The sequence below is a fragment of the Vibrio sp. 2132-1 genome, from assembly GCF_033344315.1.
Map to the genome: position 1 here is coordinate 1 of NZ_JAWPON010000083.1, position 1,161 is coordinate 1,161.

The 1,161-nt window shown below is 46.9% G+C and carries 1 protein-coding gene and 1 pseudogene; both read left to right on the forward strand.

Annotation, left to right across the window (positions count from 1 at the left end):
* A partial coding sequence (locus R8N47_RS23580) for an N-6 DNA methylase (protein WP_318185900.1) occupies positions 1-990 on the forward strand: 990 nt, incomplete at its 5' end.
* Positions 990-1,161: pseudogene (locus R8N47_RS23585) on the forward strand (restriction endonuclease subunit S); the annotation flags it as partial. The gene R8N47_RS23580 and the pseudogene R8N47_RS23585, both read left to right, overlap by 1 nt.

The following is a 1,161-nucleotide window of genomic DNA, read 5'->3' on the forward strand; positions in this document are numbered from 1 at the left end:
CGCGCGGTGACTCGCTTTATCGTCAATCGTCTTGACCCTAAACTGGGTGAGCAGATTATGGATCCCGCCTGCGGCACGGGTGGATTCCTGGCTTGCTCGTTCGATCACGTTAAAGAGAACTACGTGACAAGCACAGCCGATCACCAAACTCTGCAAAAACAAATCCATGGTGTAGAGAAGAAACAACTGCCACATTTGCTGTGTATCACCAATATGATGCTCCACGGCATCGAAGTCCCTGTGCAGATCAAGCACGGCAACACGCTTAACAAGCCGCTTTCAAACTGGGACAGCAATATCAATGTGATTGCGACTAACCCACCGTTTGGCGGCACAGAAGAAGACGGGATTGAAAAGAACTTCCCTGCCGAAATGCAAACTCGTGAAACGGCTGATCTGTTCTTGCAGCTTATTGTCGAAGTATTGGATAAAGATGGTCGCGCTGGTGTGGTGTTACCTGATGGCACCTTGTTTGGTGAAGGTGTAAAAACCAAAATCAAAAAGATGCTGACGGAAGAGTGTAACCTGCACACGATTGTTCGCTTACCTAATGGCGTGTTCAACCCATACACAGGTATTAAGACCAACATTCTGTTCTTTACCAAAGGCCAACCGACCAAAGAAGTGTGGTTCTATGAGCACCCTTACCCAGAAGGCGTGAAGAACTACAGCAAAACCAAACCGATGAAGTTTGAGGAGTTCCAGCAAGAGATCGATTGGTGGGGTAACGAGGCCGATGGGTTCGCTAGCCGTATCGAGACCAAGCAAGCTTGGAAAGTGTCGATTGAGGATATTATCGAGCGCAACTTTAACCTTGATATTAAAAACCCGTATCAGGACGAAGTCGTCAGCCATGATCCTGAAGAGTTACTGGAGAACTATCAGCAGCAACAACAAGACATCAAAGCACTACGTGACCAACTGAAAGGCATTCTCGGTGATGCGCTTAGCTCTACCATTCAAGGTAAAAAGCAAGGTGGAGAGCAATAATGGCTTTAGAAAACCTGATCACCGAGCATATTGATATTTGGACGTCGGCAGAAAAGACCAGATCGACCTCTGGTAGAGGCAGCAGTAAGAAGCTAGAACTGTATGGTGTTAAAAAGCTACGTGAGCTGATATTAGATTTAGCGGTGCGAGGAAAACTCGTTCCTCAAGATC